This window comes from Enterococcus sp. DIV1421a (assembly GCF_051711025.1).
Taxonomy (GTDB): Bacteria; Bacillota; Bacilli; order Lactobacillales; family Enterococcaceae; genus Enterococcus_B; species Enterococcus_B hirae.
Genome location: NZ_JBIOLU010000001.1, coordinates 2624680 through 2647500, shown reverse-complemented (window position 1 = coordinate 2647500; position 22821 = coordinate 2624680). Strand labels below are relative to the sequence as shown.

The following is a 22821-nucleotide window of genomic DNA, read 5'->3' as shown; positions in this document are numbered from 1 at the left end:
AGTGATGCGATCTTGGATGCAATTTTAGCAAAGGATCCAAATGCACGCGTGGCTTGTGAAACATCTGTTACCACTGGTCTTGTATTGGTATTTGGAGAAATCTCAACCACTGCCTACGTGGATATTCAAAAAGTGGTACGTCAAACGATCAAAGAGATTGGCTACACACGAGCAAAATTTGGCTTTGATGGAGATACAGTAGCTGTATTAGCTGCAATTGATGAACAATCACCAGATATCGCTCAAGGTGTTGATGAAGCACTTGAGATTCGTGACGAAGCGAAGAGAGATGTATTGGATGAGATCGGTGCTGGAGACCAAGGATTGATGTTTGGTTTTGCAGTCGATGAAACACCTGAATTAATGCCTTTACCAATTGCATTAAGCCATCGTCTAGTTCGTCGTTTAGCTGATTTACGTAAATCCAATGAATTAACTTATCTACGTCCAGATGCAAAATCACAAGTAACAGTTGAATATGATGACAATGGTCAGCCAGAACGAGTGGATACCATCGTTATTTCAACACAACATGATGATGCAGTGGACAATGAAACAATTCGTCATGACGTCATTGAAAAAGTAATAAAAGAAGTTATTCCAGCTGAATTACTTGATGACGACACAAAATACTACATCAATCCTACTGGTCGCTTTGTTATTGGGGGACCTCAAGGAGATGCTGGGTTGACGGGAAGAAAAATCATCGTTGACACATATGGCGGCTATGCTCGTCATGGTGGTGGAGCATTTTCTGGGAAAGATGCTACTAAGGTTGACCGTTCAGCAAGTTATGCCGCTCGTTACATTGCGAAAAACATTGTAGCAGCTGGTTTGGCAAGAAAAGCTGAAGTTCAGTTAGCCTATGCGATCGGTGTTGCACAACCTGTATCTATTTCAATCAATACTTTTGGTACGTCAACTGTTCCAGAAGAAGACTTGATTGCCGCTGTGAGAGAAAACTTTGATCTACGACCTGCAGGTATTATTGAAATGCTTGATTTACGTCGTCCAATTTATCGTCAAACAGCAGCTTATGGTCATTTCGGTCGTACGGATATCGAATTGCCATGGGAAAAAACAGATAAAGTTGATGCAATTAAAGCAAGCTTAGCAAAATAGCTTTTTGATGGCTGGAATGGTTCTCTTTATGGGATCATTCCAGTTTTTTTTATCCTAACGACTGAAGAGAAATCCATGGTCGTTTTTGATTCGTGTTTTTGATAAATGATAAAGCCTATTTTTTTTGGCTAAAATTTATTTGGTAACAACAAAAAAAGGAGGAATAAGATGAAAAGAGAAACAAACGTCAAATTAGTAACGATCAGTGTGTTTATTGCAACTTTCATGACAGCAATTGAAGGAACGATCGTGACCACTGCTATGCCTACGATCGTCGGCTCTCTTCACGGTATGGAGATCATGAATTGGGTATTTTCGATTTATTTACTAACGAATGCGATGCTGACACCGATCTATGGCAAACTTGCAGATAAAGTGGGGAGAAAACCTATTTTTATCTTTGGAACGCTATTATTTATTATTGGTTCTTTATTTTGTGGACTTTCTCAAACCATGATGGGGTTGATTGCTGCTCGTGCTGTTCAAGGAATGGGCGCTGGAGCAATGATGCCAGTGGCGTTAACGATCATTGGCGATTTATATACGATTGAAAAAAGAGCAAAAGTTTTAGGTTTGAACAGTTCGGCTTGGGGAATTGCTAGTGTTTTTGGACCATTAGCTGGAGGTTTTATTGTAGAAACGATCAGTTGGCATTGGATCTTTTTTATTAATGTACCGATCGGGCTTTTATTGATGGTTTTGATCTGGCTTTATTTGAACGAACCACAGAGAGAACATGAGTCAAAACCGATGGATCTATTCGGGAGCTTTAGTTTGATGGCGATGTTGGTTGCTTTACTTCTTGGATTTCAATTGTTAGGGGATCAAGGATTTACTCCAGTAGTGATCGGGCTTTTGATCGGAAGTCTTCTTCTATTATTTTTATTTATTGCAGCCGAAAAAAGAGCAAAAGACCCTGTGATCATGTTGCATCTTTTTGCTAATCCACTATTTGTGGTCGTGAATCTAGCAGCTGCTTTAGCCAGTGGGTTCTTAATGGGCATCGATGTGTATATCCCAATGTGGATGCAAGGGGTATTAGGGCTAAATGCTGCAGTAGGGGGATTGGTCTTAGCACCGCTTTCACTTGTTTGGATGGTTGGTTCTTTCTTAGCAAGTAAGTGGATGACTCAAATGGCAACGAATTGGGTATTGCGAATTGGTCTATTGATTGCCTCTCTAGGCGGTGCCTGGCTCTGGTTAATGCCATTTGAAAGTAATTTTTTATGGTTCTTTGCTATTTCAACGGTCATTGGTGTAGGACTAGGAATCACGATGACTACCTCAACTGTTAGTGCCCAAAATAGTGTGTCTCGAGATCAACTAGGGGTAGCTACCTCGTTCAATACATTGGTGCGGACGATTGGACAAACTGTGATGGTAGCAGTCTTTGGCTTATTGATCAATGGAGTAACACAACGGGAGCTGAATGCGACTAATTTGACGAATGATGCAGATATCATGAATAAGCTAGTCAACCCACAAACAGCTAAAAACATTGCGTCAGAGTTGATCACGCCTTTACGGAAGATTTTATATGAAGGATTGCATCAAGTCTATTTTGTGGGGCTGTTACTAGTAGTGATTGCTTTTGCATTGACATTTGTCGTTCGTGAAAAAAGTGATAGAATAAGAGAGTAGTAGTACAAGAAAGTAGTACTAAATGTTACTTTGTGAGGTCGTTTGACCAATTATTTCACAACGATAACCGGTGTTAGAATAGTTGTTTTATCAAAATTTGTCATTATTGGTCAGGTCAAAAACACTATTTTTCACACCTTAGAGAGGATGTTTCAACGTGGCATTTATTCAAGCAAATATTTATTCGAATGTTTTAGAGATGGAAGTAAACCTGAATGTAATCCTTCCACAAACAACAAATAAAGTGATCGGTACGAGTTCACAACAAGCGACAACAGATGTTCCTGTCTTATACCTTCTGCACGGAATGGGAGGAAATCATAGTGTCTGGGAGCGTCGGACGTCAATTGAAAGATATGTCGCAGACCATGGATTAGCGGTCATTATGCCTTCTACTGACCTAGGTTGGTATACCGACACGGCCTATGATATGAAATACTGGACGTTTATTTCAGAAGAGCTTCCCGAAATCTGTCATGAACTGTTTCCACAATTAACGACAAAAAGAGAAAAGACTTATGCTGCTGGATTATCAATGGGTGGCTATGGTGCTTTGAAACTTGGACTAGCAAAACCAGAAAATTTTGCTGCAATCATTTCTTTATCAGGAGCCATTTCAGTAGGCAATCGGATGGATGATTTATTGATGATTCGAAAGGCAAAATTCTGGGAGGGCGTATTTGGACCGTTAGATCAGATCAAAGGTTCAGTTAATGATCCTCAGTATTTATTAGAAGAATTAGTAAAGAGTGACAAAACAGCACCTCGTATCTACTTGGCATGTGGGGAATCAGATTTTCTTTATCAAGCAAATCAAGAAATGACTGATTCATTGAAAGCAAATGGGATTGGCGTAACCTTCGAACATGGTCCTGGCGAACATAACTGGGTATTTTGGGATCAGTGGATTCAACGTGCTTTGGAATGGTTATTTGAAGAAAAATAGGTGAAGAACCCTTGATCTTTCTTAGCTTTTGAGACTATTTTTCAGGACGATTGCTAGGGCTCGGACATTGTCTTGGCCTTAGCTTTTTTATAGGACGAATCATTAGGAAATAATTTGAAAGAGGTGTTTTTTTGGAAGAGATAAAGCATTGTAAAGAATCGATAGTCATTCAAACACATCGGATTTTTCCATTCGATCTTAATCCTTTTGGGTTTTTATTTGGTGGAAAATTGATGACGATGATTGATGATGCTGCGTCGATCTCTGTGACAAGACATTGTCGTAGAGGTGCAGTTACCGCTTCTTTAGACAGCTTGAATTTTTTGAAACCATTGCATGAAAACCATTCTGTGTGTGTAGAATCTTATGTAAGTGGTACTCATCATAAATCGATGGAAGTATTCGTTAAAATTATTGGGGAAAATCTGACAACTGGGGAGCGTTACTTAGCCGCAACTTGTTTTACAACATTTGTCGCTGTTCCGTCTCATATGAATGAAGAAACGGAATTTACAGTACCTAAAGTCATACCTGACACGGCAGAAGAAAAACTAGTGTGCGCAGGATACGAAAAACGTCGCAAACAGCGCTTACAAGAACGAGAAGACTACCGAGCTTTTGCTGCTCAATTATCAAAAGACCTTCCTTGGTTAAAAAATGAAGGAATAGATGATTAGACTGCTTCATCTAGGATAAGTGAAATGGCTAAACTAGTAGCTAAACTGACTATTACTTGTGGAATAGGAAGTTTTATTCACGTAGTCAACTCAAACAGTAAACAAAAAATCATGAAGGCAAGTTCGCGAACTTGCCTTCATGTCTTTTTTTGTTTACGATTCTTTTTGTACAGCCAACCCTTGAAGATAGATCGTCACGCTATCAAGAAAGAGTTGTTTTTCATTTTCTTGGTTCTGGTGAGCGGTGATACTAGCCTTTAGTCCAACTAGTGCATTTTCTTCGACATAACTTCTCATAGAAAGAATAGCATCTTTGAGTAAGTGATTACCAGCCATGATTTTGTGCCGAAGATTCTGTTCATGCTGTTGATCCATCAGTTGACCAATCAACAAGTTATGAAGAGCAAACACTGCTTGACGACTACGGTCAATCGAAAAGCCCGCTTGGATAAGAATCTGGATCATCATTTCTAAGTGTTCCAAACGACTCGCATAAGAAGGAACGGTATTGATTTCTAGCTCTGCACCACAAGGAAAGTGGGTGTAAAGGTCGTAGTAGTTTTCCATGAATTGAACAAGACGTTCCTGCCAAGGTAAACGAGGCTCGGGAATGATTAGTTCATTTTCCATGAATTCAGCCATTTTTTGGAGCAAGTCTTGCTTATTTTTGAAATACCAGTAAAGCGCAGGGGCTTTTACTTGAACTTTTTGAGCAAGGTTTCGCATAGATAGTTTTGATAGTTCTTGCGTTTCTGCCAGAATCGCAAAAGCAGATTTGATAATCATTTCTTGGGAAAGCTTTGGTTCCAAATTTAATCAACCTCTTGTATTGCAATATTTTTTTAAACATGGTAAATTGTTAGTCGGCCTTATTTTACAGTGTTAAATAAGACCTGTCAATTTTAATAAAAAGGGGTGTAACAACCAATGGGCTTAATTTTAAGACATGCAAAAAAATACAAAGTTGCTGTATTTATTTCATTGTTTTCTGTAGCGATTATGGTAAGTGCCGCATTATGGCAACCGAAGCTTTTACAACAAGTATTAGAAGCTATTATTACAGAAGATAACGACAAGATGAAAACGATCGGTGTATACTTGATCAGTTTAGCTTTGTTAGGACTAGCAGCTGGAGTTTCAAATACGATTTTTTCAGCGAAAGTGGCACAAGGGATTAGTGCTGATATTCGGGAAGAAGCATTTCGTAAAATCCAGACTTTTTCATTTGGAAATATCGAAAAATTCTCTGCTGGAAATCTGGTAGTTCGACTAACAAATGATATTACACAAATTCAAAACCTAGTCATGATTTCTTTACAATCGCTCTTTAGAATTCCATTTCTGTTTATCGGGGCTTTTGTTTTGGCAATGATGACGATGCCGCAATTATGGTGGATCATTGTCGCATTGATCGTAGCAGTTTTCTTGATTACAGCTTTATCATTTACCAGAATGGGTAAACATTTTATGATCATCCAAAAACTGATTGATAAAGTCAATAGTATTGCCAAAGAAAATCTTATGGGGATCCGTGTAGTCAAATCTTTTGTCCAAGAAGACAATCAATTGAAAGAGTTTAGTAAAGTCAGCGAAGATCTAACGAAACACAACATCATTGTGGGAACCTTGTTTTCTGTGATGATTCCATCCTTTATGTTGGCTGCTAATTTAGCAGTAGTTGGCGCAATCTTTTTTGTTAGTGATTTAGCAAAAGATGATCCAACCTTAATCGGTGGTTTGGCTTCTTTCATGAACTATTTGATGCAGATCATGATGGCAATCATTATTGGTGGAATGATGATGATGATGACATCAAGAGCTGCAGTTTCATTGAAACGGATCAAAGAAATCTTAGACACAGAACCAGATTTAACATACCAAGATGTACCAGAACAGAATTTAACTGGATCAGTCACTTTTGATCATGTTTCTTTCCGTTATCCTGGCGATGATGCAGACACATTGAAAGATATCAGTTTTTCGATCCAACCAGGTGAAATGGTGGGGATTGTTGGTGCAACAGGAGCTGGTAAATCGACACTCGCTCAGTTGATTCCACGATTGTTTGACCCAACAGAAGGAAAAGTGGAAGTAGGGGGCGTAGATTTAAGACAAGTCAATGAAAAAAGCTTACGTCACACTGTATCCTTTGTTTTACAAAAAGCGATCCTTTTCTCTGGAACGATTGCGCAAAACTTGCGTCAAGGGAAAAAAGATGCTTCTGAAAAAGATATGGAACATGCTTCTGCGATTGCTCAAGCACAAGAATTTATCGAAAAATTAGCAGATCGCTATGAGGCTCCTGTGGAAGAACGTAGTAGTAACTTTTCAGGTGGACAGAAACAGCGGTTGTCTATTACCCGAGGTGTCATTGGTGATCCTAAGATTTTGATCTTAGATGATAGTACCAGTGCATTAGATGCACGTTCTGAAAAGTTGGTTCGTGAAGCATTAGCAAAAGAATTAAAAGGCACTACTACGATTGTAATCGCTCAAAAAATCGCTTCTGTTGTCAAAGCAGACCGGATTCTTGTGTTAGATGAAGGCAGATTAGTGGGTGAAGGAACACACGAAGAACTAGTAGCAACCAATCGGGTGTACCAAGAAATTTTCGAAACACAAAAAGGAACGGAGGAGTAGCCATGACTGATTTAATAAAAGCCAGTAAGTTTTTCTATCACTATTTAAAACGGTATAAGGTCTCCTTTTTCTTTATTTTTGTTACAGTTATCATTGCCACTTATCTTCAAGTGAAGGCACCACAATATATCGGAGAAGCCTTTCAAGAACTAGCCAACTATGTTGGGGCTTTGATGCAAGGAGTCGATGATAAGAGTCGCTTCGTTTCCATTATTTGGAAACTATTAATGTTTTATGTTTTAGCGAGTGCCGCAAATTTCATTTACAGTATCTTATTTACGCAAGTGGTGGGTAAATCGACGAATCGGATGCGTATTGGTTTATTCAATAAACTAGAAAAATTGACGATCCGCTTCTTTGATTCTCATCAAGATGGGGAAATTCTTAGTCGATTTACGAGTGATTTAGATAATATCCAAAATAGTTTGAACCAAGCTTTGCTCCAAGTAATCACCAATATCGTTTTACTTTTTGGGATATTGATTATGATGTTCCGCCAAAATATTGAGTTAGCTTGGGCAACAATTGCTTCTACACCAGTGGCAGTTTTGATTGCTGTTTTGATTATCCAAAAGGCAAGAAAATACGTTGATTTACAACAAGACGAAGTTGGGAAATTGAACGGCTATATGGATGAAAAAATCAGTGGTCAACGTGTCATCATCACCAATGGATTACAGGAAGAGACAATTGATGGTTTCTTAGAACACAATGAGACTGTTCGTAAAGCAACGTTTAAAGGACAAGCTTATTCAGGATTGCTTTTCCCAATGATGCAAGGGATGTCTTTAGTGAATACCGCAATCGTCATCTTCTTTGGTGGATGGTTAGCACTGAACGGGGATCTGGAACGCTCGGTTGCTTTAGGATTGGTAGTTACGTTCGTTCAGTATTCCCAACAATATTATCAACCATTGATGCAAATTTCATCTGGTTATAGCATGATCCAATTAGCGATCACAGGGGCACGTAGACTGAATGAGATGTTTGCTGAAAAAGATGAAGTGAAACCAGCGAATGGTCAATCCTTTGATGGGATCGATAAAGGCTTATCTTTGGAACACGTTGATTTTGGTTATAACCCTGATAAATTAGTGTTAAATGATGTATCTATTGATGTAAATAAAGGTGAAATGGTCGCGTTAGTTGGACCGACTGGCTCAGGTAAAACAACGATCATGAATCTATTGAATCGTTTTTATGATGTGAATAGTGGTGCAGTAACGATTGATGGGACAGACATCCGTGAGTATGATTTAGATGCTTTACGAAAACATGTAGGAATCGTTTTACAAGAATCCGTCCTATTCTCGGGTACTATTCGTGACAATATTGTCTTTGGGAAACCTGATGCGACAGATGAAGAAGTGATCAATGCCGCTAAGCAGGCGAATATTCATGACTTTATCATGAATCTAGAAAAAGGGTATGAAACAGAAGTATCTGAAGAAAACAACTTGTTCAGTACCGGTCAGAAACAATTGATCAGTATTGCCAGAACGATCATTACGAATCCTTCATTGTTGATTTTAGATGAAGCAACAAGTAACGTGGACACAGTAACAGAAGCTAAAATCCAAAAAGCCATGGACGAAGCAATCAAAGGACGTACCAGCTTTGTGATTGCCCACCGGTTAAAAACGATTTTAAATGCGGATCGTATTGTTGTTTTACGTGATGGAAAAGTAATCGAAGAAGGAAATCATCATCAGTTGTTGGCAGAAGATGGCTTCTATGCTGAACTTTATCATAATCAGTTTGTCTTTGAATGATCTGTTTTTGATGAACAAATAAGCTAACTAATAGACTACTTAGAAGAGGGAATGGCTCTTTTCTAAGTAGTCTTTTTTTGCATATAGAGATCTCTTTGACTTTAGCTATTGTGAGATAAGAAATGTTATTTTTCAGACTTGTCTGAAAAAGTTGAAGTAAGCTGTTTCAAGAAACCTGTTATATTTCATGTTAAATAAGGCGCTCCTTAAAAACTATAAAAAGGCAGGTAATGGGTATGAAGGTAAAAATAAGGCAGGTGTGCTTACAATTGATGATGCTCTTGACGATTTTGGTTCCTTTGTCCAACCCGCTCTTTTTGATGGGGCCGCTAGTCCATGCTTCCTCAAATGGTCATTTCCATGTAACTGGACAACCAACAGGGTTTCAGTTAGGTGAGACTCACGGGAACAATGATAACGGCGTCCAATTGATGATCGATCCTGAAAAAGACGGCACGTATACGAGTGATTTGCCCGAAACAGGCGTTCCAAGCGATACGAATGTCCGCCTTCAAATCAATTGGTGGTTGGTCGATGACGATATTTATCCTAGTGGCGATCTAATGGCTAATGAACGCTATACGATCATTGAAAATATTCCTGACACATTATTGATTCCAGCAGGTGGTCTATCGGGCGAATTGATGGATGAAACTGGACGATTTTCTTTTGGCACGTTTTATGTAAATGAGGATCGTAGTATAGCAATCCAATTTAATACCCGTATTTATAATTTTAGTGAGATTCAGGGTTCGTTTTCTATTGATACGAGTTTTGATAATATTACCGAAGAATTGATCGTAGATTTGGGAGAATATGGTGTAGTTGAAGTGCCAATCATTGTTAAAGGGGAAGAGATCGTTGAAAAACAGGGGATTAGTTTTAATCGGGATACTGGAATTGTTGAATGGGAAGCGTTGATCAACGAAGAACATCGGGCGTTGACAAATGTGAAAATCACAGATTTCTTTGGTGATAACCAGGAATTTGTGTCAGTTAGTATCCAAAAGAAAGAAGTTGAAGATGAACAGTTCCATCCTTTATTAGCAAGTGATTATAGTCAAGCGCAACAAGACAACCAAATAACTTGGACGATCAGAAATAATGAAGCACCTAAACGAACCGCTTATCGATTAATCATCCGTACCAGAGTCAAAGATCTGAGCCAACCAACTGTTCATAATCAACTCATTGTCGAAAGTGATGAGTTGGGTCGGACAGAAACGAATGACGTCGAATTTGATATCGTAAAACAAGACTTTTCAAAACGAATAGCTAAAAATCCAAATGGATCAGACAAAATTGATTTTTATCAGGCGACAGATGAGCCTGGTCAACCAACGGGGAATCGCGAAGCGTATGACTATGTACTCGTGACTTGGCAAATCGACACGTATTATTACGTCGATGGTGAAAAAGACCCTATCGTCGATCGATTATCCGTCATTCCAGCAAATGCTGCGAGCCATACCTTTGAACAAAACTCACTGCAGATCACTGGAACGAATGCGGAAGGCTTTACAGTCGGTTTCAATGCAGAAAACACAGAGATGACGCTCACACCACCAGGGGATGCGAATGGCACCTACCGAATCACCTACCAAACGAGGATACAAACGACGGATGGACAGGTTTCAGCGGATACGATCCAGTTTTCCAACCATGCGATCCAAGGAAGTTTTGGTGAAGGTAGCGCTGGCGGAATCATTCCTAACCCAAGCATGCCAGGGATCGTAAAACGTGGAGTTGGGGGTGACCAGACTCAGCAGATCCAACATTGGGAGATTTTGTTCAATCAGGAAAACAAATTAGTTGAACAAGTAGAAATCCGTGATTCTTCCATCATCTTTGAAGAGGATCTCGTGCGATTGTTCGATCCTAATAACTATCACGGCTACTATGAGAACAATGTTCGTCCTTTTAAATGGATCTATTATGCTCGCTCATTACTAGAATCGACATTAGTCATCACAGATGACGTAGGCAACACATTAGAAAAGGGTGTTGATTTTGAGTTGGTTTTGCATAATCTTTCTGAACCAGGCGAACGATTGATGTTGCCGGATGGGAGTTATTTACATCAAGCGAATAGTGCTTATCAAACAGGGTTTACGATCCGCTTGATTGGAGATTATGAAACAACGGATCGAACCATTAAGATTCATTTTTCAACGAAAGAGCATCAGTTATCTAGTAGAGGTTATTTAAAAATCTGGGATGAAGACCCTTCTCAGTTCAATAGAAGTAATTACTATTCGAGCGATCCAGTAGTCCAAGGGATCTATCCTTGGTTAGGTGGAACGTATATCCATCCAGATATTACGTTCTTCAACTACGCCAAAGCAACTTGGCGGCAAGGAGACGTTCAGTATTCTCAAGATTCAGTTGGTTATGGAACATTTGGCAATTGGCACTATAGCCTCATAAACGATGGACATAAAAAAGGGTTATTCCTACAGCCAGGGCAAAAGTATGAAGAAGCAATCGCTGAAGATGCAGAACAAGCTGATGCTGGAAATATCGGAACGTTTGAATATTGGACAGATGAAAGTTTTTCAAATGAGAGTCGACAACCGGTCTACACTGGAATCGTTGATCGCTACCAAACACTGTTTCGTCTAGAATTCAATCCTTCCAGTGGTCCATTACCAGCAGGAACCGTCATTGAAGATGATTTTTCGACCCTTGCTGGTTGGGAGTTTAAGCCAGACTCTGTTCACGTCTTTCAGGGGACCGCCAACCTAGCTGGTCCGATTGATCCTGATACGAATCAACACCGCTGGAAAATAGCGGCAGGAGATTATGCAGGGAATGAACGACTAGTGGAAGGTACGGATTATCGCCTAGAATATGATCCGCAAACACAATTGATGCGGATCGTTCTCTTAAAAGAGAGTCATCGACCAATCGTTATCTTCTTCATTGCCGATTATGTTGCCACTCAAGAACTAGCTGATAATCCATTACTAGCAGGTTCTTATAAAAATATAGCGACACTGACAAGTCCTGGTGGGCGCAAGACAGAAGTAGAAACGCAAGTCACGATACCGACAGAAAGTTTAGTGATCAAGACGGGTGAAGTAGCAGACGACGGCGAACATATCACCTACCGCGTGATCGTGAATCCAGGTGGCGCCAAATACCAGAATTTGTATCTCTTTGATCTCATGGATCATGAAGAAGAAACGACGCTTCTGCTAGATCCCGATACTGGAAAATATCGAATCAACGTTTTTGAAGGAAAATACAATCCCCAGACTCAGCAATTTGAAAAAATACGCCGTTTAATTGATGAACAAGATTTTCTACTGTTGGCACCACAACAACTCTTAGTCCCATATTTGCCAGAGTACATTGGCGTAGATGGGCGAGGTGCTTATCAAATCTTTGAATGGCAAGCAAATCCAGAAAATGATACAAGTGAAGCTCATTGGATCAGTCAGCAAACAGGAAGAGCTTTAAGTGAGCCAGGTGTGAAGGCAGAAACCGCCTTTGACCAGTTAGCTGCGGACGGGTTGATCAATTTATCGCAAAAAACTGCTCATTTCCAATTAGTTGTAGGTGATAATACTGGTCAGTCAGAAGTGACAGATAAAACATTGATCGTAGAATATACTGCCCAAACAACCGCTGATTCTGTCAATAATCGTGCAGGTGTTTTCTTGAATGGAAAACAAAAAGTGACGGAAGAATCCATTACGGACATCACGACGGGCGAAGGTTATGCTTCAGGAATCCACCGAATCGTGGAATTCTATAAAGCCGATCACGAAGGAAATGACCTTACAGGTTCAGAATTCCGTTTAGAGAAAAAATCTAAAGATTTTTTCCAAGAACAATTTCCTGAAAGAGTATTAGGGACATTTACGGTAGATAATCCTACTCAGATCGGTGGTGTTCATGAAGAAGAGGCTTATGGATTGACGAACGGAATCTATCGTCTGACAGAGATTACTCCACCAGCAGGTCCGTTTGCTGTACTACCAGAGCCCATTTATTTCAAGGTACAGGCATCAGGAACGACTAGTAGAGAAGAGGAAATTTTTTTCACCGATGAACAAGGGATTCCAGTGACACAAGAACGAGCAACGATCCAATTAGACAATGGACAGTTCAAGTTGACTGTTGAAAACCGACCAAAGCCTTTCATGATCGAAAAAAATTGGGATTTTACCACGCCTAATGCGGCAGTACCAGAGGAGATCAAAGAAGATTATAAAATTACGGTCAATTTATTAAGGGAACAACGGCATGAACAAAGCGATGAGTGGCGCTTGGATGCTTCATTCACACCCATGACTTTCACTTTGAATCAGGAGAATGAGTTTAAAGTGCTGGTCGAAGAGTTAGCCGATTTAGGTGAGGATTATCGATATATCGTAAAAGAAACCAGCATCATCAATACCAAAACAGGAAAAAACCTGCAACCATATTTTGATTTAAGTAGTGGGGAAGAGGGCGATCAGGTTGATAATCTCAATAAGATCGTGAAAGATGCTAATCAGAATTGGCAAATTACCCTGAAAAATAGCACGACACCTGAAAGTACCCCTGAACGCGTCTATGTGGGATTTGAGAAACAATTTGAATTCAGCGATTTAGATTACTCGAGCATTAACTACATTACCTTTGAGTTATTTAGAAGTGTCGAAGAAGGGGAAAAGCAGAAAATCCAAACGATTCTCTTAACGCCAGGAGATACAGGTGAAGGGTTGAAATGGATCAGTAACCGCTTGGAGAAATTTACTCCAGATGGTCAAGCTTATCATTATTACATTAGAGAAATAAGTATCACGGATCACGAAGGTAGTGACCTTTCTGAACGATTTAGGCTAGCTGATACAGATTACATTTTGCTACAACCACATGAAGCTGTCCAAAACTTGGACGAAATGGAAGTCGTACCAATCATGAATACGGAAACGTCTGGCTTATTGCCAATGACGGGTGGACCTGGACTTCGCTTCTTTCTAATTGCAGCCCTCACTACCATTGTTTTATTACTAGGTTGGTTGTTCTATCGCTTGAGAAGTAAGCGAAATAGCAAATAGTAATTAGGACGGTCTGATGGCATTTCAGCAAATGAGAAAGGAGTAGAGGATATGCAGAAAAAAAGAATGTTTCAATGGCTGCTGCTAGGTCTGCTGTTAGTAACCGGATTCTTCCCATATAGAGGCTATGCTACTGATCCTGAGACTGTGACGTTCATCTTACACAAGAGAGTCCTTGTAGATGAGTCGATCACAGATCCACAGACCTCTCCATCAAATGGCAGACAATTGACAGAAAATGAATTGGCTAACTTAAATGGCCTTGGTCTGAGTGTTCCTTATAATGGCGCCACGTTTCATGTCTATCATTTGACGGATTACTATCTTCAAGCACAAGAAGATGCGCAAGCTTTAGCTAAACGCTTGGGACAGATGAACCCGATCCAGATCGAACAATTTATTGCAGAGCAGCAATTAGAAGAAGTGACAGGTAGTCCTGTCCTAACGCAGACTCATGCTGAATTTGGCGAAGGAGTGGGTGTGATCGATGTTCCCAGAAAGCACAACGGTCACTATGGAATTTATCTGATCGTTGAGGATCATTCCCAGCAAACTAGTTATTTCAATGTGACAAATGCTGCACCGATAATGATTGGCTTGCCTCTAATGGACCCATTAAATGAAGTAGAGCTGACTCAGATTCATCTTTATCCTAAAAATGCTGGGTATTTTCGACAACCGTATTTTTACAAATATGGCAAAGAAGAAGACACTGAGCAGACCGAACCTCTCGAAGGTGTGATTTTTTCCCTGTTTCGTTATAACGAAGCTGGGGAAAAAATCTATTTAGCACAAAATCAGGAGGCGTTAGGGGATGTATGGAAACAAAGTGATGATCCCTTAAATGATGAAGCAATCGCAACCTTCATCTCTGATGCTGCAGGGCGTGTCAAGATAGCAGACCATTTTTTGATCGGTGGTGAATACTATTTTGAAGAATTGCAAACTCTTCCGGGGTATGAGATCAGTGAAGAAAATCGGCAGATTCCATTATTTATCCCAAATACTTGGAAAAATGAATCAGGTGAGTTTTTATTCATGACACTTAATGAACAAAAAATGTCGGAACCTTTTTCTGATGAACAGGACGAATCGGTAGAGAAAGGACCTAGAATCTATAACATTTCACGAGCAGGAGAGTCTCAAAAGGACGATGATCTGCCAACGGATGCTGGGGGAGAACAAGGAGGAACAGCGACAGGGAAGGAACAGCTATTCAATCGTCTGTTACCACGTACTGCAGAAATGAGACAAGCGCTAGCTATTTTAGGCATTGCGTTGTTATTACTGGCTTACTTGTTAAGGAAGTACATGAACAAAACTAGGAGGGAAGAAGATGACTGAAAGTAAAAAGAATAAATTCAGGATATTCGTGATGCTTGCTACGTTGTTGTTTTCGGCATTCAGTATTTTAGGAATGAGTCTTCCAGTAGCAGCAGCCCCAGAGCATGTGAATGTCACGCTTCATAAACGTGTTTGGCAGGATGAAATCCCGAAAGAAGCGTATCAACAAAATACTGGTGAACTAATGGAAAACTTTGGCGGCGATCCGTTAGACGGCGTGACATTTTCTGTCTATGATGTCACAGAACAATATTTTCGTTCTATCAGAGAGGATGGGAAAACAGCACGAGAAGCCTTGGAAAGAATCCAGTCTGATGCGGCTTTATATAAAAGAGCCCCTGATTATGCCAGTGGCCCTTTGCAGACTCAAGTGACAGCAACAGCAAGTGGCGAGACCGATCCAAACAGACAGGGGATTGCGGTCTTTGACCAATTACCTCGAAAAGATGCCCAAGGTAGAGATGCTGTTTATCTCTTTGTCGAAGAAGAATCACCAGCGAATATATATGAAATGGCATACCCACTACTTTTGGCTTTGCCAGTCTATGCTGGTGATGGAGAACTAACAGAGATCCACCTCTATCCTAAAAATATTTTGAAAGAACATTCGAAAACTTTAGTAGATAGCGGTCGGTTTAATGAAGTAACAATCACTCAAGATGGGAATCAAGTAACCTACTATGATGTTGGAACAGATGACATCTTAAATTATCTGTTGACGGTTGCTGTTCCCCGTGACTTAGGTAACAAAGCACTTTTCGAAATCACAGATACACCAACTAATGGGTTGCGACTAACGACCCCTGATTCAATCGAAGTATTGATTGATGGTATAGCGGTACCTAGTAGTTATTTTACGATTGATACAGCTACTCCGAATGGTGGGTTTACGATTACTTTCCACATTGACAATGAGGAAGTGGTTGAATTATTACAAGGAAAAACGCTCACGATTTCTTATGACATGTCGCTCACGGGTGATGCAATCACTCAACTATCTGATAATACTGCCACAATCGATTTTGGCTCGGATCCTACGATCTTAGATGGACCAAAAGTCAAGACGAATGAGCATCAATTTAGAAAGATCAATAGTCATGATGGTAATCCATTAAGTGGGGCGGTCTTTCGGATTTTTAAAGATTCTGATGGTCAAGTATTGTACGCACGTCTGAATGAAGAGAATGTCTTGATTGGTTGGGATGATGTCGGGACAGAAATAACCTCAGGACCAGATGGCTATTTTGATATTCGGGGCTTTAAAGCGGGAACCTACACGTTGGAAGAGGTGACGGCTCCAAGTGGTTACGTCATTTTAGATCCTTATACCACTTTTGAAATTGATTCAACTGCTTCAGAGACACCTTTAGTCACGATTGAAAACCAACCTCAAGGGCTTTTACCGGAAACCGGTGGTATGGGTATCTATATTTTCCTGCTGATCGGGGGACTGATTCTCTTAGCAGCTTATGTGGTGTACCGACAAACGAAAAAAAAGCCAATGTAAACAGGTTTTGAAGGAGGGAATATCCAATGTCCCAAAAACAGCGACCAAAAAAGTGGCTTCGGATCGTGATGTATCTCCTTTTTTTAACAGGTGGATTGATTGCGAGTTATCCTTTTTATGTCAATGCCTTCAACCAACTCGTTGATCATTATCGTATCAATGAGTCTCAAAAAACGAAAGCAGAACAGCAACAGACACGAGAAAGAGCCAAAAAGTATAATCAAGAACTAGCAGAAAGAGGCATGGGGGCGATCACGCTCCCAACCTACACTGGACGGAAAGAAGCGGACCTCGCTAATTATTTAGCAAATCACTTGATTGGTTCGATTCAAATTCCTAAGATTAGGGTCAGTGTTCCGCTGTTTGACCATGCAAGCCCAACGATCCTCCAATATGGTGCTGGTGTTTTGGAAGGGACGTCCTACCCTACTGGTGGTAAAAATAACCATAGTGTGATCTCTGCCCATAGTGGGATTCCTGAAAGAAAACTTTTTACGGATCTCGATCAACTGGAGTTGGAGGATATTTTCATTATCACCTATGCAGAAGAAAAGTTGGCCTATGAAGTGAATGACATCACTATTGTGACCCCTGATGACGTTAGCTCTCTAAAAATTTATCCAGAGGAAGATCTCGTGACTTTAGTCACCTGTACACCGTATATGATCAATTCCCATCGATTATTAGTCAGAGGACATCGAGTGCCTTATACAGAAGAACTAGCCCAAAAAGAAGCGAATGCAGAACAAAGACAATGGTGGCTCAATCTCATGATCTTACTCATTTTATTGCTCTTTGTAGGAAGTCTATCCCTGTTCATTCTGCGAGTCATACGTGAAAAGCCAATAGAATAGAAAAAGACATGTTGGATTACTTGAGAGAACCAATAATGAGAAAAAGCCCATAACCATAGAAAGCTTAGTGAAAACTTTCTAGTTATGGGCTTTTTTATATTCGTCAATTAACAAAACTGTCCAAAAAACATTGATAAGCCATAAAGAAGCGAACGGAGTAATTGAACAAAGCCAATTATTTCAACATTTTTTCTTCTCCACACAATACAAAATCGGTGGATTGTTTTTTTGATTAATAAATTGATAGTTTAAAACATTATACTGATCTTGAGAGAGCATTTGACAAAACTGTTGTACCATATCCAGTTCTGATTTCCCACCTTCATGACCATAGTAGACGACGATAATCATGCGTCCTCGAGGGGCTAAACGTTTCAGTATCTCTTCCATTGCGATTTTCGTTGTTTCAGGTAAAGTAATGATTGCTTTGTCACTCTTAGGAAGATAACCTAGATTGAAAATCCCTGCTTTGATTGGTTGCTCTGGAGCCACGACATTCCCCAGTGTCTCATGACCTTGTAAATAAAGAGAGACTCGATCGGTCAATGCTTGTTCAGCGAGTTTTTCTTTCGTGGATTGCAAGGCAGCAGGTTGGATATCAAAACTGTAAACATGTCCGGTCTTCCCGACCAATTCAGCCATAAAAAGCGTATCGTAGCCATTACCCATGGTGGCATCAATAGCATGGTCACCTGGTTGCAGGATTTCTGTTAATAACGTATGGCTAAAGTGTAAAGCAGTTTGTAGCATTAGCAACGCACTCCTTTACGAACATCAAATTTCCCTTGATAACTATTGCGACGAACCAATTCTTCATCTATCGCATTCAAGACTTCCCACTTTTTCAAACTCCACATTGGTCCGATCAACGAATCCCAAGGGGCATCACCGGTAAGCCGATGGATAATGATTTCTTGAGGGATCATTTCCAATTGATCACAAATCACATTGACATAATCAGGACGGGTCATCAGTTGTAAACGACCTTCATGATAATCACGAAGCATCCTTGTTTTGCGCATCAAGTGCATTAAGTGAAGCTTGATTCCTTGGATATCTGAATCAAGGATCGTACGTCGGACATTTTCACGCATCATTTCTAATGTTTCACCAGGTAAACCGTTGATTAAGTGAGTGCAGACACGAATGCCATGTTTTCGTAATTTATTCACACCATCAAGGTAAGTTTGGTAGTCATGTGCGCGATTGATCAGTGTAGAGGTTTCTTCAAAAGTCGTTTGTAATCCTAATTCGACCCACAGATAAAGCCGTTCATTTAGTTCTGCGAGATAATCCACGACCGCATCTGGTAAGCAGTCTGGGCGAGTACCAATCGACAACCCGACAACACCAGGAAGGTTGATCACTTGTTCAAAACGCTCGCGAATGATTTCTACAGGTGCATGAGTATTCGTGAAATTTTGGAAATAAACGATATATTGGGTTACCCCTGGCCATTTTTGATGCATCATATCGATTTCTTTATGGAACTGAATAGGTAATGGGTCTTCGGGAGCGACGATCATATCACCTGATCCAGAAACACTACAAAAAGTACAGCCCCCGTGAGCTACTGTACCATCACGATTGGGGCAGTCAAATCCTCCATCGATTGGCACTTTGAAAATTTTCCCGCCAAATTCATTTCTTAACGCATAATTCCATGAGTGGTAGCGTTTATTTCCATCTGAATATGTAAATTCCATTGTTATCCTTCTTTCTTAATGGTGCTAAATTCATCACTTTCTTCTACTCGTATTGAACGATTCAGATCATTATACCTGATGAATGACGCAAAATCTAAGCACTTTATAACGAGAATCGTTCTTAGAATCAAGTAAAGAGACAGATTAACTAATCATCAAAGAAAAAAGTTAACTGTCTCTCCACAATTTTTTATTGATTTGGATGATTTGTAACAAAAGTTCTCACTAAAAAATACTTGTGTGAGATCAAGACGTTTTCTGCGTGTTTAGCCATTTTTCTTTTTGGGTTCGATAAATTGGATACGTGAAGCATAACCACGAGAGGCTAAGTAAAAAGCCACCTAGAATATCACTTGGAAAATGAACGCCTAAATAAATACGGCTAATCCCAACACTTACTATAATAAACGCTAGAAGTATTTGAATCAATGGACGAAAGACCTTTTTTTGAATAATGACAGGAATTAGAAAAATCAGTGTACCATATAAAATCATACTACCAGCTGCATGACCACTAGGAAAACTGTAACTGTGCTCTACCACAAGGTGTTCAAGGGTTGGGCGAACGCGCATCACGAATAGTTTGATCACAGGATTGATGATCCCAGCAATGGCAATAAAATTAACCGCTAACCAAATCATTTCAGGGCTTTTTTTCTTCCACCATAACAAAAATGAAACCAGCAAGAAGACTAAGATGACCGTGAGTGGATTGCCAAATTTTGTCATAAACAGCTGATAAGCATTCCAATGAGGGTAGGGAGCGCGGATCATTTCTGTTATTGATTGATCAAATCCCGCCAGTAAAGAAATACGGTATTTGACAATGTAGCCTAAGACTAAAAAGAGCAATAAAAAACAAGCTCCAGCTACATGAAAAGTTGTACGTTGCTTCATAAATATCCTCCTTTTCAACAATGACTCATTATAGCATTATTCGCTCTATAAATAATATCCATAATTATTTATAGAATCGAGCACTTAATCAAAAAATAAAAAAAGGTATTTTATTTGTAAATCACTTTGTAATCTCCTAGACATTTTCAAGTAATATAACTGACATACTTTGACTGGGAAAGTTTAAATCGATTATTTGTTAAAAGTCGTTAAAATCAAGCGGGGAAAGGAGCTATTTTTTTCTCAGTGTTGAACATTACGAAAGGTTACAGTCTGATTACAATAAGCAGTCACACACTTAAATAACTTTTAATAAAGATTAAGAGAAGTTATAATTATTATAATAGTATAGAAATTGTAGATAGAAGTTGGAGGATAGAAGATGGAAAACATTGCAAGAAAAGAACGTAGACGTTTAAATGAAACCAAACGTTTTCGTAAAGTAAAACGTAGTGCTGCACTTGTCGGTACGGCGATGGTCGGCTGTTCTGTGGCAGCGCCATTGATTCAGCCTGTACAAGTAGATGCTGATCAAACCCCCACACAATTCGGTGCCAGAATCAATACAGCAGCGTTTATTGCTGAGATTGCTACGTATGCACAACCAATTGCTCAAGCCAACGATTTATATGCCTCAGTCATGATTGCTCAAGCAGTCGTCGAAAGTGGTTGGGGAAGTAGTGCCTTGTCACAAGCACCTTACTATAATCTATTTGGGATTAAAGGAAGTTATCAAGGTCAAACTGTTTATATGGATACACTCGAATATCTTAACAATAAATGGGTATCTAAAAAAGAACCTTTCCGTCAGTACCCTTCTTTTGCAGAGTCATTTAATGACAATGCCTATGTTTTAAGAAATACCTCTTTTGGTAATGGCTATTATTATGCAGGTACTTGGAAAAGCAACACTAAATCTTATACTGATGCTACTGCTTGTTTGACAGGTCGTTATGCAACTGATCCAGGGTATGCTGGAAAACTAAATAATATTATTACAACCTATGGATTGACCAAATACGATACACCAGCTAGCGGCAACGCTGGAGGCGGTGCAACGATTGGAAATGGCGGGAATACGGGAAATACATCCAATTCTGGAAGTACTAGTGGGAACTCAGGCGGTTCTGCAACTACGACTGGTACGACTTATACCGTCAAATCAGGAGACTCCGTTTGGGGAATCTCTCATTCATTTGGAATCACGATGGCGCAGTTAATCGAATGGAATAATATCAAAAATAATTTTATCTATCCAGGACAAAAATTAACAATCAAAGGTGGCCAATCTGCAGGTTCTTCAACCACTAACACTGGTAATAATGCTTCTTCTGGAAATACTTCTGGCAACACGAATACGTCTGGCAGTACGGGGCAAGCAACTGGTGCAAAATATACGGTTAAATCAGGCGATTCTGTTTGGAAAATTGCGAATGATCATGGGATTTCGATGAATCAACTGATCGAATGGAATAACATCAAGAATAACTTTGTTTATCCAGGTCAACAGTTGGTTGTTTCAAAAGGTAGTTCTTCAGCAAGCGGTTCTACTTCTAATACATCGACAGGTAATACATCTAGTAATACGGCAAATACAGGAAGTACTACTTCTGGAAGTACTTATACTGTCAAAGCAGGCGAATCGGTTTGGAGTGTTTCGAATAAATTTGGAATTTCCATGAACCAACTGATTCAATGGAACAATATTAAAAATAATTTTATTTACCCAGGGCAAAAATTGATTGTCAAAGGTGGTTCATCTTCAAGTAATGCGTCCACTTCGACAGCTAATAACAAGAACACCGCATCAAGCAATACCAGCTCAACTGCGACAGGGCAAGCGACTTATACTGTCAAGGCAGGCGAATCAGTATGGGGTGTTGCAAATAAAAATGGGATTTCCATGAACCAGTTGATTGAATGGAATAATATTAAGAATAACTTCATTTATCCAGGACAGAAATTGATCGTCAAAGGTGGAAGCAGTAAAGCAAGCGCAACAGCAACAACCAAACCAACAGCTTCAACGCCAGCTTCTACAACTCCAACGGCTTCTTCAACGGGTGATACGAAGTATACTGTCAAAGCAGGCGAATCGGTGTGGGGCGTTGCCAATAAACACCATATTACGATGGATCAGTTGATTGAATGGAACAACATCAAAAACAATTTTATTTATCCAGGACAAGAAGTCATCGTTAAAAAAGGCACTGCACAATCAACGCCAGCGAAATCAGATGAAAAAACCTATACCGTCAAAGCAGGCGAATCAGTATGGGGCGTTGCCGATAGTCATGGAATCACCATGAATCAATTGATCGAATGGAATAATATCAAGAATAACTTTATTTATCCGGGACAACAGTTGATCGTCAAAAAATAAGTAATGACACATGGCAGGAAATCAGTAAATGTGTGAAATAATATTTGAACTTGTAGCATTTATTTGTTACTATGAATCTACACTTTTGAGTAAATAAAAATCAACGCCTGAAAAGGAAGTAGTAAAAAGTCGAAAGTTTTAGAGAGCACATGGTTGGTGGAAATGTGTACGGACGCTTTTGAACTCGCCTTTGAGTTGCGCCTACTGAAATCACAAACAGAGTAAGTAGGAGCGGTGACGACCGTTACAACGTTTGAGGCCTTTGTGAAAAGGCAAAATTA

General features: G+C 39.7%; 15 protein-coding genes and 1 other annotated feature (2 of these 16 cut by a window edge). Of the genes, 11 read left to right on the top strand and 4 right to left on the bottom strand.

Features of this window, described 5'->3' with window-relative positions; translation table 11 throughout:
• From metK to IGK21_RS11900, 4 genes are all read left to right on the top strand, one after another.
• Window positions 1–1122, top strand: partial view of a methionine adenosyltransferase gene (gene metK / locus IGK21_RS11915; protein WP_034700522.1) — the 3' portion only. Its footprint begins 72 nt before the window's first position; only the last 1122 of its 1194 coding nucleotides appear in the window; the start codon falls outside the window, past its left edge; the stop codon is at window positions 1120–1122.
• Between the two features lie 168 nt (window positions 1123–1290).
• A complete protein-coding gene (locus IGK21_RS11910) occupies window positions 1291–2763 on the top strand; it encodes an MDR family MFS transporter (protein ID WP_034700521.1) in 1473 nt (490 codons plus the stop codon).
• A gap of 157 nt (window positions 2764–2920) precedes the next feature.
• The gene (locus tag IGK21_RS11905) at window positions 2921–3709 is read left to right on the top strand and encodes an alpha/beta hydrolase (RefSeq protein WP_010736957.1); all 789 of its coding nucleotides are present in this window, start codon (window positions 2921–2923) and stop codon (window positions 3707–3709) included.
• A 131-nt stretch (window positions 3710–3840) separates the two neighbouring features.
• Entirely contained in the window at window positions 3841–4386 is a 546-nt protein-coding gene (locus tag IGK21_RS11900; protein WP_034700520.1) for an acyl-CoA thioesterase, read from the top strand.
• 153 nt (window positions 4387–4539) lie between these two features.
• Here the strand turns inward: IGK21_RS11900 and IGK21_RS11895 are convergent, their stop codons facing one another.
• A complete protein-coding gene (locus tag IGK21_RS11895; protein WP_034700518.1) occupies window positions 4540–5196 on the bottom strand; it encodes a TetR family transcriptional regulator in 657 nt (218 codons plus the stop codon).
• Window positions 5197–5313: 117 nt separating this feature from the next.
• On the opposite strand from IGK21_RS11895, the gene IGK21_RS11890 reads away from it, so the two are divergent.
• From IGK21_RS11890 to IGK21_RS11865, 6 genes are all read left to right on the top strand, one after another.
• On the top strand, window positions 5314–7026 hold the full coding sequence (locus IGK21_RS11890; RefSeq protein WP_034700517.1) for an ABC transporter ATP-binding protein: 1713 nt from the start codon (window positions 5314–5316) through the stop codon (window positions 7024–7026).
• 2 nt (window positions 7027–7028) lie between these two features.
• On the top strand, window positions 7029–8798 hold the full coding sequence (locus tag IGK21_RS11885; protein ID WP_034700515.1) for an ABC transporter ATP-binding protein: 1770 nt from the start codon (window positions 7029–7031) through the stop codon (window positions 8796–8798).
• A gap of 230 nt (window positions 8799–9028) precedes the next feature.
• Window positions 9029–13849 (top strand): prealbumin-like fold domain-containing protein, encoded by a 4821-nt coding sequence (locus IGK21_RS11880; RefSeq protein WP_181915158.1) that lies wholly within the window; start codon window positions 9029–9031, stop codon window positions 13847–13849.
• 51 nt (window positions 13850–13900) lie between these two features.
• Entirely contained in the window at window positions 13901–15193 is a 1293-nt protein-coding gene (locus tag IGK21_RS11875; protein WP_034700511.1) for a pilin N-terminal domain-containing protein, read from the top strand.
• Window positions 15186–16700, top strand: a complete 1515-nt coding sequence (locus IGK21_RS11870; RefSeq protein ID WP_034700510.1) for a SpaH/EbpB family LPXTG-anchored major pilin — start codon at window positions 15186–15188, stop codon at window positions 16698–16700. Before IGK21_RS11875 ends, IGK21_RS11870 begins: the two co-directional genes overlap by 8 nt.
• Before the next feature lie 26 nt (window positions 16701–16726).
• Window positions 16727–17554 (top strand): class C sortase, encoded by an 828-nt coding sequence (locus IGK21_RS11865; RefSeq protein WP_034700508.1) that lies wholly within the window; start codon window positions 16727–16729, stop codon window positions 17552–17554.
• A 180-nt stretch (window positions 17555–17734) separates the two neighbouring features.
• Here IGK21_RS11865 and IGK21_RS11860 read toward each other — a convergent pair whose 3' ends face one another.
• From IGK21_RS11860 to IGK21_RS11850, 3 genes are all read right to left on the bottom strand, one after another.
• Complete coding sequence (locus IGK21_RS11860; RefSeq protein ID WP_034700506.1) at window positions 17735–18304, bottom strand: class I SAM-dependent methyltransferase; 570 nt, start codon at window positions 18302–18304, stop codon at window positions 17735–17737.
• A complete protein-coding gene (locus tag IGK21_RS11855) occupies window positions 18304–19260 on the bottom strand; it encodes a TIGR01212 family radical SAM protein (RefSeq protein WP_010736968.1) in 957 nt (318 codons plus the stop codon). Before IGK21_RS11855 ends, IGK21_RS11860 begins: the two co-directional genes overlap by 1 nt.
• Window positions 19261–19506: 246 nt before the next feature.
• The gene (locus IGK21_RS11850; RefSeq protein WP_034700503.1) at window positions 19507–20157 is read right to left on the bottom strand and encodes a phosphatase PAP2 family protein; all 651 of its coding nucleotides are present in this window, start codon (window positions 20155–20157) and stop codon (window positions 19507–19509) included.
• Between the two features lie 382 nt (window positions 20158–20539).
• Here IGK21_RS11850 and IGK21_RS11845 point away from each other — a divergent pair, with 382 nt between their 5' ends.
• The gene (locus tag IGK21_RS11845) at window positions 20540–22540 is read left to right on the top strand and encodes a muramidase-2 (protein ID WP_034700501.1); all 2001 of its coding nucleotides are present in this window, start codon (window positions 20540–20542) and stop codon (window positions 22538–22540) included.
• Window positions 22541–22639: 99 nt separating this feature from the next.
• Window positions 22640–22821: a binding site (T-box leader), on the top strand (it continues 29 nt past the right edge of the window).

Coding starts and splice junctions, on each gene's coding strand:
- IGK21_RS11870 (WP_034700510.1), top strand. CDS start 15,186: ATGACTGAAAGTAAAAAGAATAAATTCAGGATATTCGTGATGCTTGCT.
- IGK21_RS11880 (WP_181915158.1), top strand. CDS start 9,029: ATGGGTATGAAGGTAAAAATAAGGCAGGTGTGCTTACAATTGATGATG.
- IGK21_RS11890 (WP_034700517.1), top strand. CDS start 5,314: ATGGGCTTAATTTTAAGACATGCAAAAAAATACAAAGTTGCTGTATTT.
- IGK21_RS11865 (WP_034700508.1), top strand. CDS start 16,727: ATGTCCCAAAAACAGCGACCAAAAAAGTGGCTTCGGATCGTGATGTAT.
- IGK21_RS11860 (WP_034700506.1), bottom strand. CDS start 18,304: ATGCTACAAACTGCTTTACACTTTAGCCATACGTTATTAACAGAAATC.
- IGK21_RS11850 (WP_034700503.1), bottom strand. CDS start 20,157: ATGAAGCAACGTACAACTTTTCATGTAGCTGGAGCTTGTTTTTTATTG.
- IGK21_RS11875 (WP_034700511.1), top strand. CDS start 13,901: ATGCAGAAAAAAAGAATGTTTCAATGGCTGCTGCTAGGTCTGCTGTTA.
- IGK21_RS11885 (WP_034700515.1), top strand. CDS start 7,029: ATGACTGATTTAATAAAAGCCAGTAAGTTTTTCTATCACTATTTAAAA.
- IGK21_RS11845 (WP_034700501.1), top strand. CDS start 20,540: ATGGAAAACATTGCAAGAAAAGAACGTAGACGTTTAAATGAAACCAAA.
- IGK21_RS11855 (WP_010736968.1), bottom strand. CDS start 19,260: ATGGAATTTACATATTCAGATGGAAATAAACGCTACCACTCATGGAAT.
- IGK21_RS11910 (WP_034700521.1), top strand. CDS start 1,291: ATGAAAAGAGAAACAAACGTCAAATTAGTAACGATCAGTGTGTTTATT.